A 16720-nucleotide genomic window follows, 5' to 3' on the forward strand; every position below is an offset into this window, starting at 1 on the left:
ACGGTACTTCTCGATCTTTTCGAGACGATCCCAGACGTTGCCGGCGGTCGTGTACTTGGCGTCGATCACGGCGGCATAGGCCAGCCGATAGTCACGCGGATCGCGGCCGGGAACAAGCACCTCCACGACGATGTCCGGCGTCCAGGCCGACGACGATTGCTCCTGGTAAATCGAATCTATGCCCTGCGCCGCCTGCAGTCGCAGGATCGTCGGCTCATAGCGGAGACGTACGATACGCCCATCCTTGCCAGCAAAGTCTATCGCAGCATTTCGATCGAGATCGACGGAAAAACGATCCCGAGCGATCGGCTCGAAGATCGAGTTGTGCGAGATGCAGCTCAACCCTGCAGCCTGGCATGCAGCGGAAATCTGGAAGAAGACCCACTGCTCGAAGATCGTTTCGATCGACTTGGCGCCCTCGGCGTCTCCTTGCTCGACGACGACTGCGGTCGTGTCCAGGAACGCATGCATCAGTCGCGCAGCGCGCGCATAGTGCCGGTGGCTCCGGAAATATGGGCTGTTGAAGCTGCCGAGAAGATCCTGTCGGCTCATGCGGGTGACAGGCACGGCAAAACTGCGCATCGCCCTGCGGATCTCAGTCACTATGCCTTCGCCAGCATCGATGATTTCCTGCAGCCTGGCGATCTTCGGCTCCTCGCGCAGCTGGATGAATCGCGCCAGCGCCGCATCGTCGAGCCCGAAGCTGCGTTTGCGCGCAAGGCGCATGTCGCGTTCGGCACGGGCACGCTTCAGGCTGCGGTCGACCCGCCGCCAGAGCAGGTCCATGAAAACGACGATCACACTGTTTTCCCGGGTATTCCGGTTCGGCATTGCCGTGGGAAGCTCGACGAGCGCTCCGGTTCGCACCGCTTCACGAGCGCCGAGCCCGCGCTGTGCAAATTGCCGCAGGACATCCGGCGTCAGCCGCTCTCCGGGTCTGGGCCGCCGGATCGACCGCCGCTGACGCAGTTCCATGTGTGGATCTTCCAGAATATCCGCGAGGATCGGCGAGAAGCGGTTCCAGAACTGCCGGATCTGGCTCAGTTCCAAACGCGACGTGAGCGGTTGCACACCGCCACTACGCGACGAGGGACGCTGCGCTAGCGCCAGACGGGATTTCGAGATCAGGTCGAGCAACAACTCGACGCTGATGCGCCGCATGTCCGCGAACATGGCCTCATAGGCGCTCGCAGACAGTTTGCTGGGCTCGACCAGCGCGAGGGACCGCGCAAGCACATCCCCGGTTGCAGCATCGCGCAGGCTGATCGGGGTCACGCCGGATGCGCCGCTGAGATGCTGGCCGGCCCGCCACCTGATCGTGTCGCCGAAATCCTCCGCCGGTACATCGTCTCCAAGCTGCAAATCGCCGATGGAGATCTTGAACTCCTGGTCTTCGGACAGATCGTCAACGCGAAACCCGATAGGTGTCGTTTCTTGCACCACGAAGCTGGGCGCGGCTAGAGACTTGCCGACAGGAACCTTGAGCAGCGTCGAGCGCCCCGAGAAGATGACGAAGTGTGTCATTCTTCACCGAGGAACATGTCGTCAGATGCTCGTGCGTCAGACTCCAGTCGGGCGAGAGCTTGGAGGGTTCGCGGAACTTCGGATGCCTTCTCGAGCTTTTCTGCAAGACGTCTCAAGGCGTCCAGTGCCCCCGGTCGATACAGCCCTCGGATTTGCGGCAGGATGCGCTGGCGCAATTGCATGTCCAGCGCCTGATCGAAGCCACAGAGACCCTCGGGAGCATTTGCGATGAAACGGCAGATCGAAGTCTGGCGCCGGTGGGTGAGCCCGCAGCCAAGCACACTGAGTTCAGGCTGTATCTCCCCCAAGATCTCAATTGCCCGAGCTGGTACGTTGGTGCTCCGTGTCCACCGGTCCCGGTCCGCCTGCAGCACGGCTGGTCCCTCAACCACCCGCGCGCCGGTCCGTGCAGACATTCCTAGAACGGGAAGACGTTCATCCACGACGAACTCGATCAGGTTGCACCGATCAAGAAGGCGCATCGACAAAGGTCGGGTCGTTTCATCGAAGTTCACCGTCCCGACGAAAATCAGGTTCGGCGAGAGTTCAAGGCGTGCATATGGCTGAAAGGGATCGTCTTCCCGCACTGCGGTGCGATCGAAAACGCTGATGAACTGGTTCCCCGGCGCTCTTGAGATCGCCTGAATGATATCTGCGAGGTAGTGCTCGGGCTGCGCAAGGTTCATTTCTTCGAGGCAAACGGAGAACACCGGCGCGGATGCCCCGAGAGTCTCGCGCGCATGGGAAGCGAGGATCATTTGGTTCAGCAGACCCGATGCGGCCGGAATGAAACGGTGTTCCAACGCATCGGTATAGCCGAACAGGTCTGCAGGGCTGGTCCAGGATGGGTTCACGTCCACGGCCAGATAGTTTCTGCCGGCTTCCTCCCCTGCCAGTGCTTCCGAATAAAGGACGGGCAGAGACGATTTGCCGGACCCGGAGACACCACCCAAAATGACAGGCGCTCGCTCCTTCGCTGAAAGATGGAAAGCCAGTAGGTCCTCGCGGTCGAAGATGAAGCCGCATTCCTCGACATGCGAAACAAACCGCTCAAAGAATGCTTCCTCGGACATGGGCACCCGATCGGGCGCGGATGCCGGGAAGTCAGGCAAGTTCAACGCGGGTGCCGACATTCTTGCAGCTGAGGCCTGCTCCGACGCGGCATCAGACTTTGGCGCTCCGCCGAGGCCGAGGCGCCGCAATAGGGGTTCGAGTGCAAGGAAGTCGTTGAGCACGCCCGTGCGGTCTGTTGACAGTCTTTCTGCAACCGCTTCGAGGCTTTGGCTGATCAGTTCTTCCTGTTGGCTCAGCTCCTCCCATTTCGCCTTGAGTTGCTGTTCCGCAGCCTCCTTCTTCGCAGCCAGCTCCTCGTCGAGTGCCTTGTGACGGCGAGCCTTCTCCGCATCGAACTTTTCCTTTTCAGCGGCGTAATCCGCTCTGAAGTTCTCCAACTGGGTGCTGAGGTCCTTGATGCGCTCCTTGGCGCGGGCGTCGATCTGCGCCGCTTGCGCGTCCACACGCTTTTCAATCTCTGCCGCCACGGCATGATCGATCTTTGGCTTGAAGCTTTCGTCCGAGAGCAGCGCGTCGAACATGTGATCCAGCGCATCGAGTTCCTTGGCTTGCTCGCCTAGGAAACTCTGAACTCGCGCGATCACGGTCGGGGACGACTGCGCCTCCTCGGCAAAGCGGCCGAGCTGTTCGAGAAACTCGCGCCGCTCCTTTCGCGATAGAAAATCGCGCGAAACCTGCCGGACGGCATCCTGCAGGGAAACGAGGTCGACCTCCTGCGCTCCCTCTCGCAGGTCTTCATACAATGCACCGGTGACCGCCTCGTACCGAACCGTGTGCCCGATCTGATCGTTCGGCTTGCTGGCGTCGCGCTGCACGACAACCTTGTGCCGGATATGGCCGGGGCGGCCCTCAGCCTCGCTCACCGCGATCCGGTAGACGACATGCGGCGCTACCGGCTTGCTGAAGCGGATTTCCGGCTCGATCAGGCGATCATTCTCGGGACGGTCCAGGTCGACCTTCAATGGGCCGTAGAGTTGATCGCCGATCCGCACGAGAACATGACGGGTCGGCTCGTGATCACAGCGCATCCGGAAACCGTCGAGCAAGGCGTTCGGATCGGTGATCTCGATGCCGGGCGTCAGGATCTCGATCAGGTCCTTCGGGCCGGGAAGCGTGGGCTGCAGGAGTTGGTAGATGTCCTTGTCGGGCGACGACGACAGGTCCATCGCATCCTCGATCCCGGACATGATGAGGCAGCCCGGCGGCGCATGGGTGACACGGGCCTCGCCGCGCAGCATCCACCATGCCCGGCCGCGGTTGGCAAACTCGCCCTGGCGGTCGTGGATGATCTCGCCGTTCACGTCAGCAATCGGCACGACGGTGGAGAAATGGTTCGCGCTTGCGCCGGCCTCGAAGCTCTTCTGCCCGACCGCAAAGAAATATCGCTTATCCTTGGATGCCAATGTGGAACTCCTTGATCGTCTGCTCGACGCCGGCGGCGTGATTGATACGCCGGGCGTTGTAATGCGTAGTTTGCGAAAAGAACGCGCTCATTCCGCCGCCTCCGTGACCGCTTCAGCCGCCGGGTCCAGCGCCTCGTGGAGGAGGGCTTCGAGGAGGCGGGCGCGGGTGGTGTCGGTGGTGGTGAGGGCGGCCTCCAGCCGGTCGCAGAGCGCCATGAGGGCATCGACCTTCGCCACGATGCGGTGTTGTTCGGCGAGGGGTGGGACGGGGACTAGATAAGAGAGAAGCTTACCTTGGTAAATTGCACAGACATTCGTTGTGTTCGATTTGAGCCCTTCGATCAAATCCCTGCCAATGGGACTTCTAAACCATACATCGACAAAATCAGGGCTGATCTCCGGATGAAACTTCGCACGAAGAATATTGTTGTTAAATAGAAGAACTTCCGCGTCAATGGGCTTGAAGACGCACGTCTTTCCAACAAGTTCGCGGCTGTTCCGTGTATTGAAGAGAAAATCACCACTCTCAAGCCGGAAGTTCTCGACCTCTTCTTCACTCGCGTCGATGCGGGCGAGGCTCGACAAGTCCATGCCGCCATCGTTGGCGATGTTGTTCATTTTGAAATAGCCAAACGCCAAGTCGGGTCCTTGCTGCGCCTTGCCTCGATCAAGTCCGACACGTGCATCAATTGGCAAACTACCGAAATTAGACCACGCCCAGCCCTCCGGAAGGTCATGGGGCGGTTCGATCAGATCGTCTTCTGGAGAGTTGTTTCTACCCCGCATCGCCTTCTTCGGCGTTTGCGCGATCCGCTTCAACAACTCCGACGCCGGTTCGTCGGTCGGGTCCTGATCCACCAGTTTGCCGCGGACGGCGAGGTTGAGGATCGTCTGGCGGAGGGGTTTGATCTGGTCGGGGCGGCTGGTGAGGGCGGGGAGCGTGGCGAGGGCGAAGCGGGCGTTAGCCGGGAAATCCGCTGGATCAGTGTCGGGCGCGGTCAGGCGGGCGAGGCTGGCGGCGGTCAGTCGGTCGCGGGTGGCTTCGCGCGCGGTGCGGCCCGCCTCCAGCCGGTCCAGCAGCGCCATCAGCTCCTCCACCTTCGCCACGATCCGCCGCTGCTCGGCGAGGGGTGGTAGCTGCACAGGCCACGCCTTGAGGATTTTCTGGCTGATATTTTGCTGCGCAACGCCCTGACCTTTTAACAGAAAATCCTCTCGAAGGCTGCGTAGCAGAACCACGAAGAAGTCTGTCGAGACAATGGATTGGTCTGGGACGCAATGAGCGATTGCTTGATTGGTGGCACAACGAACGCCTGCGATGCCCAGCTTGCCAATTGAGCCATACATCGCGATAAGGACTGTCCCCGGTTCAATCAGCTTTGCTGACGAATTATCGAGGCCGGCTTGAGTGATGTGTGTCTGTGCCTTGGTTACGACTCCGTCATTCAAATCACCGATCACCAGCCAAGGTATATTACCGCCATAGTAGTCCGGGTTGGTTCGGGTTGGCGTTCCGCCACTACCCCACCGGCCAAAATCACCGAGGATGCAAGAACGCCATTCGATTTCCGCGTCCAACAGCTTTCCCCGCACAGCGAGGTCCAGTACGAAGCGGCGCAGGCGGGGAACCGCGTCGGGCGCCTCGGCGACCTGTTCGTAGAGAGCGAGCAGGCGGTCGGCGTTCATCTTGTGAGCGCCTCGGACAGGATCGCCTTCAACTGGTCGCGGAGCGCCGCCACCTCGGCCTCGGCGTTTGTCAGGTCCTCCAGCAGCGTCTCGGGGTCGCCGTGATCCTCGGCCACGGTGTGGGGGTTCTTGATGTCGAGGTTGTAGCCGCGGGCCTTCACCTCCTCCGCGCTGACCTTCCAGGCGCGCTCGCTCTCCACCCGCCCCTCGCGCCGCGGCCCGCCCCACCAGGCGGCGCAGTCGGCCAGATGCTCCAGCCGGATGGGCCGGGTCATGGAATAGGCTTTCTGCCCCTCGGGCACCTGATGTTCCCAGAACCAGACGTCCTGCGTGGGCGTGCCCTTCTCGAAGAACAGCAGGTTCGTGCCGATCGAGGCGTAGGGGCGGAACACCGAGTTCGGCAGGCGCACGATGGTGTGGAGGTTGCATTCCTCCATCAGGTGCTCCTTGAGCCGGGTCTTGACGCCCTCGCCGAAGAGCGAGCCGTCGGGCAGGACCACCGCCGCGCGGCCGCCGGGTTTCAGGAGGCGGATGATCAGAGCGAGGAAGAGGTCGGCGGTCTCGCGGGTGCGGAAGTGCTGGGGGAAGTTCGACTCAATCCCGTCCTCCTCGCGCCCGCCGAAGGGCGGGTTGGTGAGGATCACGTCCACCCGCTCGTCCTTGCCCCAAGAGATGTAGGGGCGGGCGAGCGTGTTGTCGTGGCGGAGAAAGGAGGGGTCCTCGATGCCGTGCAGCAGCATGTTGGTGACGGCGAGCATGTGGGGGAGTTGCTTCTTCTCCACCGCGCGGAGGCTGGCCTGGAGCGTGGCCTCGTCCTCGGGGCGTTTGACGTAGGTCTCGCGCATGTGGCGGATGGCGCAGGTGAGGAAGCCGCCGGTGCCGCAGGCGGGGTCGAAGAGGGTTTCGCCGGGCTTGGGGTCGGTCATCTGCACCATGAAGGCGGTGACGGCGCGGGGGGTGTAGTATTCGCCCGCGTTGCCGGCGGATTGCAGGTCGTTCAGGATCTGCTCGTAGATGTCGCCGAAATGCTGGCGCTCGGTCAGGTTGTTGAAGTCGATGCCGTTGATGCGGTTGACCACCTGCCGCATCAGCTGGCCGGATTTCATGTAGTTGTAGGCGTCCTCGAAGACATCGCGGACGGTGCGGGCGCGGGGACCGGTGACGGGCAGGTCTTTCAGCGTCGGGAAGAGATCGCCGTTGATGAAGGTGAGGAGGTCTTCGCCGGTGATGCCCTCGGGGTCCGCGGCCCAGGCGCGCCATTGCAGGCGGGCGGGGATGGGGGAGCGGTAGCCGTCCTTCAGGAGTTCGAGTTCCTGGTCCTGATCATCGATGATCTTGAGGAAGAACATCCAGCAGAGCTGGCTGATGCGCTGCGCGTCGCCATCGACGCCGGTGTCCTGGCGCATGATGTCCTGGATGGATTTGACGAGAGTGCGGACGGACATGGGTCAGGCGGTATCCTTGTAGAGTTCGGATTGCAGGTCGTGGACGGCCTGCGCGAAGCCGGGTTTGCCTCCGAAGGCGCGGATCAGTTCGATGGGCGTGCCGATGGTCGAGAAGGGTGCGATCCGCAGGACGTTCGCGTCGTCGAGGTTCAGCACGCCCTCGTCGGCGTATTTGGCGAGCAGCGCGTCGAGCACGGCGCGGGCCTTATCGCCATATTTTGTGAAAGCGTCGCGCTTCATGACGTTTTCGGCGCGCTCACGGCGGGTCAGCGGCTTGGCGTCGAAGGCGACGTGGCAGATCAGGTCGAAGGGATCGAGATCGCGGCCCAGTTCCTCGACGATGGGATCGAGCGGCAGGCCCTCGGCCTCCAGTTCCTCGAGGATGGCCTGCTTGCGCTCGGCCGCGTTCCAGCGTTTCAGAAACTCGTCGAGGCTGGCAAAGCGTTTGCGCAGGGCGCGCTTGGTGAAGTCGCGCAGGGATTCCGTGACGAGCTTGCCGTTCTCGTCGAGGTATTCCACCCGCTCGGCGACGATGGTCGCGCCGACGCCATCGACATAGACCTTCTTCTGTGGCCCGCTGGTGGGCGGTGGCGGCAGACCCGGCTGGTCGACGACGGTCTCGTCCTCGCCCGGATCCTCCGGAAGGGGCGTGCCGTCTTCGTCGGTCGGCGGCGCATCGGGCGGGTCGATTGGCTGGCCGTCCTTCGGCTCGTAGATCTGCACCGGCTCCCCGTCGAAATCCGGGTCGGCGAAATGGCTGGTCGCGCCGCGGAAGTCGATGAGCGTGAAGTAGTATTTGTGCGTGTCCTCATGCACGCGGGTGCCGCGGCCGACGATCTGCTTGAACTCCGTCATCGAGCCGACCTCGCGGTCGAGCACGATCAGGCGGCAGGTCTGGGCGTCTACACCGGTCGAGAGCAGCCGGGAGGTGGTGACGATGACCGGCCACTTGGATTCCGGGTCGATGAAGTTCCCGAGCTGCGCCTGGCCCTCGGAGTCGCTGCCGGTGATGCGCATGACGTAGCGCGGGTTCTCGGCGACGAGATCGGCATTCTCGTTGATCAGCGCCTGCCGCATACGCGCCGCGTGCTCCTGATCGACACAGAACACGATGGTTTTCTGGTAGCGGTCGCCGCTCTCTTTCAGGAATTGCGTGACCTTCTGCGCAACAAGCTTTGTCCGGTCGTCGATCACCAGCGTCCGGTCGAAATCCTTGGTGTTGTAGATGCGATCCTCGACCTCCTTGCCATCGCGGTCGACCTGGCCCTTCTCGGGGCGGTATCCCTCCACGTCCCGGTCGATATGGACCTTCACCACCTTGTAGGGCGCGAGGAAGCCGTCGCGGATGCCTTGCTTCAGTGAGTAGGAGAACACCGGATCGCCGAAATAGGCGATGTTGGAGACGTATTTCGTCTCTTTCGGTGTCGCGGTCAGCCCGATCTGGGTGGCCGACGAGAAGTATTCGAGTATCTCGCGCCAGGCCGAGTCCTCTGCGGCGCTGCCCCGGTGGCATTCGTCGATCACGATGAGGTCGAAGAAGCCAGGCGAGAACTCGCGGAAGAGCTTCTGCCGTTCCTCCGGCCCGGTGATCGCCTGATAGAGACCGAGATAGACCTCGTAGGCGGTGTCGATGCGGCGCTTCTTGTCCAGCGCAACGGTTAAATCCTCGGTGGTGCCGTCCTGCCGCTCGATGGTCTTGGCGTTGGTCGAGAGCTTGGCCATCGTTCCACCGAAGGGACGGAAATCGTTGACCATGGTCTGGTCGATCAGGACGTTGCGGTCTGCGAGGAACAGGATGCGCTTCTTGCGGCCGGCCTTCCAGAGACGCCAGATGATCTGGAACGCTGTGTAGGTCTTTCCGGTGCCCGTCGCCATGACGAGCAGCACGCGATCCTGCCCGTTTGCGATAGCCTCTATCGCGGCATTGACCGCGTTGACCTGATAATAGCGAGGCGTCTTGCCGCTGCCGTCGTCGTAGTAATCCTGAAGGACGATCTGCTCCGCGTCTCCATCGAGACCCTTCCAGGCACGAAACCGCGCCCAAAGGTCAGTCGGCGCCGGAAAGGCATCGAGCGACAACGTGGTTTCGCGTGGCGTGCTGGCGCCGGTTCGATCGTGGAACACAAAGCCGTCGCCGTTCGAGGAAAAGACGAACGGGATGCTAAGCGTCTCCGCGTAGTCGAGCGCCTGCTGGATGCCGTCGCCGACGCTGTGGGTGTTGTCCTTCGCTTCGATCAGGGCGATGGGGACGTTGGGCTTGAAGTAGAGGATGTAGTCTGCGCGCTTCCCCTGACCGCGCGTGACCAGCTTGCCCCGCACGATGATCCTGCCCTTGGTGAAGCTCACTTCCTCCCGGATCTGCAACATCTCGTCCCAGCCTGCCGTGCGAAGGGCTGGTGTGATGAACTTGGTGCAGATGTCGCGTTCCGAGAGGCTGCGTTTGTCCATTCCGATCAGGCGCCTCCCCCGTTCGCCCAAGGGTCGATAACCTCGACCCCGCAGCCTTCGAAATCGGCAACGTTCCGGGTCGCCATGGCGGCACCATGGGCGCGAGCGGTCGCAGCGATCTGGCAGTCGGGGAAGCTGATGGGCCGGCCCGCGTTGCGGCGGTCCACGTAGATGGCTGCAAAGGCTGTCGCAGCGGCGCTGTCGAAAGGCAGAACGCGGCCCGCGAAATCCTCCTCGATCATCGCGTCGATCTCGGCGATCAGGCGGTCGCGGCGTTTGCCATCGGGCAGGATCGCCGCGCCGCGCCGCAACTCGGCCTCGCCCACCGCGCTGAGATGAAGCGCCATTGCATCCTGACCGCCAAACCATGCCAGCACCGCCGGCGCCGGGTTTTGGCGCATCAGTTCCGATATGACATTGGTGTCGATCAGGATCATCGCCGCCGCCTCAGTCGAACAGCGGCGGTTCGGGCATCGGCTCGCGCGGCGGCAGGTCCAGGTCCACCCCGCCCAGCGCGGCGAACCTGCGATGGATAGCCTCGCCGAGATTCGCAGGCCCGGCCGGCTTTCCGATGGCCTGGCGCAGGATTTCCCGCGCCTCCTCCTCCATCGACCGGCCATGCTCGGCCGCGCGGATGCGCAGGCGGCGTTTCAGTCCGTCGTCGAGGTTGCGAATCGTGATGCTGGCCATGGGGTCCTCCATCGGGATGAGTCAAGATTAGGCATTGATTGCAACGCCATCAAGCTACCTCGCAGGTGGATTCCGGATTCCGGTGGACTCCCAAAAAAGGAATCCGGTCGCTGGCGAGGTCGCGCGCTTCGCCCGCCAGCATACGCAAATCGCCCGGAAGGAACCGCGCAGTTCTCCTGCCACAGTTGAGTTTAGCGGTTTCAGACATGGACGCTGGATCCTCGTTGTGCTGGAGCTTCCCGCAAGAGGAATCCATGCGGAGGAACCACCCGACGCACTTTCGGACTGCGGCTCTACCCGTCCACCTCCTCGATGAGCCCGCGCATGGAGCGGATGAGCGTCGCCAGTTCTCTGCGCTCCGCGATCGCGTCAGCAGTGTAGTGACCGTGCTTGCGGGCATGGTCATTCCCGATCGGCGCGCCCGGAGACTTGCCCCCGTGCATTCGGCAGCGACCGTTCGCCATCGCGGGCGACCGGCACGGGGTCCCGCTCCGCGTCCGCGCCCCGCAGCGCGGGCTCAGGTGCATGGGTAATCTGCTTTGCATGGGGTTGTTCCTCCATTTTGCTCTGATCCCCTCCCCCCGGTCTTTCGACCGTGCCGACCACGGCCTGGCCGCCGGCATGGACGTGGACATGCTCGACGGTCACCTTCTGCTGACCCTTCCCGCGATGCTTGTTCAGCGCGTCCAGCAGCATCGCCCATGTTCGGGACAGCTTGTTCGCCTGGTTGAGGTTCTCGCGCCGGCCTTCGAAGGTCTGCTCGCCGATCATCGCTCGGCGGTAGCATTCCATCGCGGCGTTGTGGGCGGCGATCAACTGGGCCGCCATCATGCCCTCCAGCTCGTCCCTCGGCGCAATGCCCGATAGTGCGGCAACGGTTGCCGCCAACTGACGGTTCTGCTCGTCCTCACCGGAATGCTTCAGCCACAGGCCACCGATTGCCTGCATCGTCAGAGTATTGTTCCAATGATCGGACTGCGAGCCTCCGAGGGATTTCAGCGCGCCCTTTCGGTCTTCCGGGTCGTTCGCGACCACGGTCTTGGATTCCTTCTCCCCCTTCGCCTTGCGCCTCGTCATGTCGTGTTGCTCCTGTCTTTGATCCCCATCGCCGCGAGGGCATCCGTTGCCTCGGTTTTCCTGCTTTCGTGCCAGTCCTCCCAACATCGGTGATGCAGCCAAGCATGGCCCGCCGCATCAGTTCCAAATGGCACGAGCGGGCCGTTGGAACCTTCTGCCTGACCGCACCAAAGGCACTGGTCCGGTGACGAGCGGACGGGATGCCGGTTCAACCATTCCGTCACGCAACAGGCATGGGCGAACGCCTCGGCGTCCTGCCGGGACAACCCGCCGTCGAATTCGGCGATGGCTGCGCGTTCGTCGTAGAAGGCGCGCCATTTATCAGCGGGCCAGTCTTCACCCTGAGCGCGGAGGATCGCGATCACACCAGCCTTGTGCTGTGCGAGGAGATCCAGAATGGTTTGCGGCGGCTGCGCCGGCGCATTCAGCACCAGGTCCTGTCCATCGACGCGCAGATCCAGACCTGCCGTGCGGGCCGCTGCAAGTGCATTAGCCGCGCTCATAGCCGTGCCCCCCAACCGCCTGTGGCCCTTTCGTCTGGACCAGATTGAGGAGCGCTGTTTGCGTCCGCACCGTCCGCTGCGGCCGTTTCCTTTGGTTTCAGAGGCTTGGCGAGGACGCTCGGTTCATTTTCACCGTGCTGATCGTCCGCACTGCTCGCCAGCGTCCGCGCACTGCTGTCGGCGAAACCATTGGTGATCGTCGGCTTGTGCTCGCTTGCGGACGAAGCGAACGTTGCGGACGGTCGGGTCCCTGCATCATTCTGGTTCGTGTGCGTCGCGGTCGAGGTGATCCGTATGATCCGGGTCCGCGCCCGGCCCTCCCTCTCGAAAGACAACTCGATGCCGACCTTTCGCAGGAAGGTTGCGGCGCGGCGAAGCCGCCCGGACAACGCGCGTGGACTGTCGGGCCAGGTCTTGGATTTGGCGATGCGCTCCCCCGCTGCCTCAGCAAGGGCGCCCAGAAGATCCGAGGCTGTTCCCGTCCACTCCGTCCGCTCAAGCATCACTGCGCGCACGGCAGCGGCAACGGGATCGGCGTCGATCACGCCTTCCACCGCCTCGTCCCGATTGCCGCAATACGCTGACCAGAACGTGCCTGTGGGCCAGAGCGCCGTTTCGCAGGCCGAGGCCCAGAGCGCGAAATCGGCCATGCGCGGCAGCTTCGGCAGCCTGGTTTCCGGCAGGCGTCGCAAACCTTCGGCCACAGCGTCCAGAAGCACACCGAGAATGCGGGGACGTTCCGCGTCGAAGGCCGCCCAGAGTTCTGCCTCCGGGCGGCGGCGGTCTTCTGGGATCGCTTCGAGCGTCAGGAACACTGCGCGATCCGCGAGGTCGGGCCGGGTCACGATGTCCTCGATCCCGTTCAGGATCACTGGCCGCGCCGCGTCGAAGAGAACCTCGTCCTGATCGGTGTAAAGCTGGCGCACCGCGAACCCACCGCCCGTGGCGAGGCGGCAAAGCGTGTCCGAGATCCACGCCGGCAGGCCTGAGACGTTGTCGAAGGCCAGGACGTGGCCGTTGCTGGCGGCGATGAACAGGTCGCGGTCCTCACGCGGCAGGGCGCGCAGCGGCGCCGTATTCGGGTCCAGGAGCGCCCGCAGCACCGCAGAGAACGTGGATTTGGCTGAACCTTGTTCACCCGAGAGGACGAGCGCGGGATAGGGTCCCCGGTCACGAAGGACTGCGATTGCCCATGCCACCACCAAGACGAAGTCCTCGTCGGATTTGACGTTCAGGAAGTTCCGCAAGGTCTCGACCGAACCGCCGCGGGTCGGCATGGGCAGCGGCTGCACACCAGAGGCACGGCGGAACCTGATCGGCGGCGTTTCGACCACCCGCCATCCCGCGGCGTCGATCTCGACCGCCCGCCAGGCATCGTCGCCAAGGTCCAGATAAAGTCGGCCCTCGTGGCCACCCACACGGATGAAGACCGGCCGTTCCGGTCCGTCGAAATGTGCCTTGGCCTCGATCACGTTGAGCGCAGCCTGCAACGCCTCCGAACTCGGCGCGCCACCGGTCTGCTCGAAGAATTGCCGGGCCAGCCAGCGGCGAAACCCCTTGGTTCGGACCGGCCATGTTTCCCGATGGTCATTGATCGTCAGGTCGGCGAATGCGGTCCCGTCGGGCGCGTGGAACAACTCAGCGGCTCCGGCCAGGTCGATCAGGATGTCGGCTTGCGACGGGCCGCGACCTCCATCACCGCTTTCGTCGGCCATTGCCTGGTCCAGGGCAGTCACCCGGCATCCAGCCTTCTTGAGCCGAAAGCGTAGGGCCTCGAACGCGGCGCGGTCCTCGGCCTTTAGCACAATGAGACATTCGAGGACATCTGGGGCGAACGGTGCCCCAGGGTCTTCCGCTGCCCGTTCGACCAGCCCGTCAAGCGGGTTCGGGATTTCCTCTGCATCCTCGATGGCATCGAGGATCGGGTCGAGATCGTCTGCTTGCAGTTGCTCTGTCATTTTGCAGCTCCCTCGATCTCGGATCGACGGCCGAGCAACATATCGTTGAAGTCCATCCCCTGCGGCGGTCTGGCAATCCGCACATGGCGACCCTGAGAGACCCAGCGCCGCGCGCAGTCTCGCGCTGCTGCCTCCCCGGCTTCGTCGCCATCAGCCAGCACGATCACATTGCGAATGCCCGCCGGCAGATCGAGGGCGCGAAGTCCGGACGTCGATAACGCGGCCCAGGCTGGGTTTCCGGTTGCCTGGATCGCCGCGAGGCTGGTCTCGATGCCCTCGCCCACCATCAGAAGATCCGAGGGTTCGGCGAGCCGGACAACACCACCACGGCACGGTCCGAGCATCATCTTCGCGGGCTCGACCTGCGCCTTGCTTGCCCCGTCACGGGCGAGAAAGGTGCGATGGATGCCCATTGGCGCGGCGTCCTCGCCCTTAGTGACGAGCGCGACCATGCAGGGCCACACCCCGCCCGAAGGATGCTTGAGCGCACTGTGAAACCGGATCGCCGATGATGGCGGCAGCTTCAGACCGCGCGACGCGAGGTAGGTCTCAACCGGAGAGTCTGGGGCGGGCTTGGCCGCTTCCCAGATTGAGAGCGCGAAGGCGCCGCGTTCGATGATCCGAGGGGCGGGGTGTTCAGGCTTGCAAACCGTGCGGCGATGCCGGTGGCGGCGAACATGCCCTATCCCTTCCCAGAGGCCCCGCGCGCGCAGGGCGTCGATGACGTCACGCTGATCGCAACCGGCATGGCAGTGGACGAGCACCTTGCCGCCCGCGTCCCGGATCGACAGGCTTGGATCACGGTCGTCGTGCGCCGGGCACTGCGCCGTCCAGCCTTGCCCGACCTTCCTGCCACCCAGCGCCTTGGCGATGGTTTCAGCCTTCATCGCGCGCCTCCACGTTTCCGGAGGTCGCGCTGATCTGCACCTCATGTTCTTCGTTGCGAGCCCATTCCGCCAAAACGGCGAAGAAGCCCGTTACGTTCGCGGAGATTTGCCTTGCCTCATCGGGCGTGAGATCGCGCCCAAGGCGCGGTTGCCAGACCGCGCGGGTCCGGTCGATCAGGTTTTCAGCCTGCCTGCTCTGTGCTGTCTTCACCGAAGATCTCACGGGTGGCTCCTCGCCGTCCCGTGCCCCTGATCTCCGGCCTCGGATTCACACCGATAACGCAGGATCTTATCGTCATTTGCATCTTGGGCGTCCCCATCTCAGGGATCACCGTTTTCGCGTCGCCTCAGCGCGGGAGTTCGTCTTCAGGGATCGTGAACTTGTGGGACTTGCCCGCCTCGATCACGAGTTCGCGCCGGTTTCCCTTGCCGACCGCGCTCGACACGGTGGCGCGGAAGTGACCGTGGCTCAGGCCGTCGAGAACGATCTGGCCAATCTGGTCGAGCGCCTCGCGAAGCTGAGGACCGCAGGAGGCTTGGGAGGAGGTGTGGCTGGATTTCTCAAGCATTGTGCAGCAACGCCTTCATGTCCTTGATGGTGGTGGAAAACGCGAGGGGCGGCACCGTCGCCCCGTCGCCGTAAAAAGAAAGCACGTCCTCGCGCCGGGACGGGCGGTCCCTGAAGACGAACACCTTGCGGCGTCCTTCGGCGCGCAGGTCGACGAGTTCGTATCCGGTGCAGCGCAGGAAACAGGCGAGGTAGAAGTCGCGTGTCTCAAACCCGCCGCCCCGCGCTACTACGCTGAATTTCGCCTGTTCACTTGACACTTTACAGTCTCCTCAAAAAAGGGGGTCAGTCACCCGCGAGAAGCCGCTGCAACGGCACGGTGCGATTCAGAAGCCCCAGCTTCTCCAGTCGGATGCGCATCGCGATGGGCGATACCAAGAACCGCTCGGCGAGCGGCTTGCAGAAGCGTTCCAATGCCTCGTCGTCCGTCTCGCATTCCAGCATCTGTCCGCTCAGCTGAAAGCCGTATTTCTGGATCTCGACGAAGGAATGCTCGATCGGGGTCTTCGGCTGGAGCACGCGCGGCTTGCGGTCGGGGAAGAACTCGTCCCACACGGCGAATACCATCTTGCGCGGCATCAGCAGACAGGAAGCGTAGAAGTCGGCCTGCCACTCCACTCGCTCCTTTGCCTGGCTCGAACGGCAGATGAATTTCGGGGCGCTGTCGCCGTCAAAGAGCGACGCCTGCGCCGTGTCCTCTACGATCAGATGTTGATGCAGACGCCAGTGCCCGCCGCCCTCATGCGCCACGGTGAAGCGATAGCGGCCTTCGCGTGACGGGTTCTCCTCGGGATCAAGGGTCTCGTCGATGACGATACTCCCGTCACCGTAGATGGCGCCGAGGATGTCGGTCTGCCCGCTTTCAGGCCGCGGGATATTGTGGCGAGCGTGAAGGTCGTCGAACTCGATGCGGAGCTTGAGGTGCTTCTCGACGATGTCCTCCACAGGGATCGGCGGTTCAAGAACCATTCCCCGTGCATGCTCAAATTCCGCAAGCAGCGCGGCGGCGTCGCGCTCGATAGCCTCCGCGGCGAGGTAGGGAACATGTCTGCTCATCTTTTATCCTTCATCTGCATCGATAGGGCGTCGGCCCGGTAGTTCAGTCGCCTCTGGTCTTTCTTGCCTCCGCCGCAAGCCGGGCGATCTCGTCGCGGGTCATGCCGCTGGTCGTCCGGAGAAGCGCCGACACCTCGACCGGTGCCCGCTTGATGATGTCGGCGAGGTCCGAAGGCATGCGACCCGCCAAGGCCAGCAACTCGTCAGGATCGCACTCGATGATCTGCGCGATGGCCCTGACCTTGTCCTCGGTCGGTGGCGTGAACTCGTCCCGCTCGACCTTGGACAGGTAAGTCGGGCTCACCCCGATCTTCTTGGCCATTTCGCGCAAGCCGATCTTCCTTGCCTCGCGTTCCCGGCGAACGAATGCGCCGAACTTCAGACCTTCAGCGGTCATGGGT

The 16720-nt window shown here is 63.2% G+C and carries 17 protein-coding genes; 1 reads left to right on the forward strand and 16 read right to left on the reverse strand.

What is annotated here, in order from left to right; all coding sequences use genetic code 11:
• From AC2FL1_RS21885 to AC2FL1_RS21920, 8 genes are all read right to left on the reverse strand, one after another.
• Positions 1-1524, reverse strand: a 1524-nt coding sequence (locus AC2FL1_RS21885) for a hypothetical protein (protein ID WP_496878320.1), incomplete at its 3' end; no start/stop codon positions are given.
• A complete protein-coding gene (locus AC2FL1_RS21890) occupies positions 1521-4001 on the reverse strand; it encodes a DUF8727 domain-containing protein (RefSeq protein ID WP_496878321.1) in 2481 nt (826 codons plus the stop codon). The genes AC2FL1_RS21885 and AC2FL1_RS21890, both read right to left, overlap by 4 nt.
• Positions 4002-4088: 87 nt before the next feature.
• Complete coding sequence (locus AC2FL1_RS21895; RefSeq protein ID WP_496878322.1) at positions 4089-5687, reverse strand: restriction endonuclease subunit S; 1599 nt, start codon at positions 5685-5687, stop codon at positions 4089-4091.
• Positions 5684-7132: an N-6 DNA methylase gene (locus AC2FL1_RS21900; protein ID WP_496878323.1), complete on the reverse strand. Its 1449-nt coding sequence runs from the start codon at positions 7130-7132 to the stop codon at positions 5684-5686. Before AC2FL1_RS21900 ends, AC2FL1_RS21895 begins: the two co-directional genes overlap by 4 nt.
• 3 nt (positions 7133-7135) lie before the next feature.
• Positions 7136-9580 carry an EcoAI/FtnUII family type I restriction enzme subunit R gene (gene hsdR, locus AC2FL1_RS21905; protein ID WP_496878324.1) on the reverse strand — a complete coding sequence of 815 codons (2445 nt, stop codon included), beginning with the start codon at positions 9578-9580 and terminating at the stop codon, positions 7136-7138.
• Between the two features lie 5 nt (positions 9581-9585).
• Complete coding sequence (locus AC2FL1_RS21910) at positions 9586-10017, reverse strand: type II toxin-antitoxin system VapC family toxin (protein ID WP_496878325.1); 432 nt, start codon at positions 10015-10017, stop codon at positions 9586-9588.
• Positions 10018-10027: 10 nt separating this feature from the next.
• Positions 10028-10270 (reverse strand): FitA-like ribbon-helix-helix domain-containing protein, encoded by a 243-nt coding sequence (locus tag AC2FL1_RS21915; protein WP_496878326.1) that lies wholly within the window; start codon positions 10268-10270, stop codon positions 10028-10030.
• A gap of 293 nt (positions 10271-10563) precedes the next feature.
• Complete coding sequence (locus AC2FL1_RS21920; RefSeq protein ID WP_496878327.1) at positions 10564-10905, reverse strand: HGGxSTG domain-containing protein; 342 nt, start codon at positions 10903-10905, stop codon at positions 10564-10566.
• Between AC2FL1_RS21920 and AC2FL1_RS21925 the strand changes: the two genes are divergently transcribed.
• Positions 10892-11137, forward strand: a complete 246-nt coding sequence (locus AC2FL1_RS21925) for a hypothetical protein (RefSeq protein WP_496878328.1) — start codon at positions 10892-10894, stop codon at positions 11135-11137. The two genes, AC2FL1_RS21920 and AC2FL1_RS21925, sit on opposite strands and share 14 nt — an antisense overlap.
• Positions 11138-11343: 206 nt before the next feature.
• Here the strand turns inward: AC2FL1_RS21925 and AC2FL1_RS21930 are convergent, their stop codons facing one another.
• The 8 genes from AC2FL1_RS21930 to AC2FL1_RS21965 form a co-directional block, all read right to left on the reverse strand.
• Positions 11344-11850 (reverse strand): hypothetical protein, encoded by a 507-nt coding sequence (locus AC2FL1_RS21930; RefSeq protein ID WP_496878329.1) that lies wholly within the window; start codon positions 11848-11850, stop codon positions 11344-11346.
• Entirely contained in the window at positions 11847-13808 is a 1962-nt protein-coding gene (locus AC2FL1_RS21935) for an AICE element replication initiation protein (RefSeq protein ID WP_496878330.1), read from the reverse strand. The genes AC2FL1_RS21930 and AC2FL1_RS21935 overlap by 4 nt, the downstream gene beginning before the upstream one ends.
• A complete protein-coding gene (locus AC2FL1_RS21940; protein WP_496878331.1) occupies positions 13805-14695 on the reverse strand; it encodes a DUF7146 domain-containing protein in 891 nt (296 codons plus the stop codon). The genes AC2FL1_RS21935 and AC2FL1_RS21940 overlap by 4 nt, the downstream gene beginning before the upstream one ends.
• Positions 14685-14906: a hypothetical protein gene (locus tag AC2FL1_RS21945; RefSeq protein WP_496878332.1), complete on the reverse strand. Its 222-nt coding sequence runs from the start codon at positions 14904-14906 to the stop codon at positions 14685-14687. Before AC2FL1_RS21945 ends, AC2FL1_RS21940 begins: the two co-directional genes overlap by 11 nt.
• Positions 14907-15042: 136 nt before the next feature.
• Complete coding sequence (locus tag AC2FL1_RS21950) at positions 15043-15264, reverse strand: hypothetical protein (protein WP_496878333.1); 222 nt, start codon at positions 15262-15264, stop codon at positions 15043-15045.
• Positions 15257-15523 carry a DUF5659 domain-containing protein gene (locus tag AC2FL1_RS21955; RefSeq protein WP_496878334.1) on the reverse strand — a complete coding sequence of 89 codons (267 nt, stop codon included), beginning with the start codon at positions 15521-15523 and terminating at the stop codon, positions 15257-15259. Before AC2FL1_RS21955 ends, AC2FL1_RS21950 begins: the two co-directional genes overlap by 8 nt.
• Before the next feature lie 25 nt (positions 15524-15548).
• The gene (locus AC2FL1_RS21960) at positions 15549-16319 is read right to left on the reverse strand and encodes an ImmA/IrrE family metallo-endopeptidase (protein ID WP_496878335.1); all 771 of its coding nucleotides are present in this window, start codon (positions 16317-16319) and stop codon (positions 15549-15551) included.
• Between the two features lie 43 nt (positions 16320-16362).
• A partial coding sequence (locus AC2FL1_RS21965) for a helix-turn-helix domain-containing protein (RefSeq protein WP_496878336.1) occupies positions 16363-16720 on the reverse strand: 358 nt, incomplete at its 5' end.

The sequence above is a fragment of the Ruegeria sp. YKSF070 genome, from assembly GCF_059612725.1.